The sequence below is a fragment of the Bacillus sp. SIMBA_008 genome, from assembly GCF_046535495.1.
GTDB classification, from domain to species: domain Bacteria; phylum Bacillota; class Bacilli; order Bacillales; family Bacillaceae; genus Bacillus; species Bacillus subtilis.
Genome location: NZ_JAWRWL010000161.1, coordinates 1 through 339, shown reverse-complemented (window position 1 = coordinate 339; position 339 = coordinate 1). Strand labels below are relative to the sequence as shown.

Sequence of the window (339 nt, the reverse complement as noted above, 5' to 3'; positions counted from 1 at the left end):
AAATCTGCTCGGTGATGTGCTGCAAAACCCAGCAGAACAGTCAGATACACAATAAGCTGTGCCGAATGATGGCACAGCTCTATTATTGAAGAGAAATATGTAGCTTTTTCATTCGATATTGCAGACTTTGCCTGCTCATGCCCAATAACTTTGCAGTCTGTGAAATATTATCGTCCATTTTTTCTAAGTAATGGACGATGTATTGTTTTTCGAACCGCTCCATTTGGGTTTGGAAATCAGTCGTCTGTTCAGGGCTTGTATACACAAAGGTGTCAGCAGCTGCGGTTTGCTGCAGAGAATTTGTTTGCAATTGCGCCTTAGGACGGCCTTCCCCGTGCT

Annotated in this window: 1 protein-coding gene; it reads right to left on the bottom strand. The window is 43.7% G+C overall.

Annotation, left to right across the window (positions count from 1 at the left end; translation table 11 throughout):
- Positions 1-82 precede the first annotated feature (82 nt).
- On the bottom strand, positions 83-339 hold a 257-nt coding region (locus tag SB658_RS22625; protein ID WP_410602465.1), incomplete at its 5' end, for a helix-turn-helix domain-containing protein.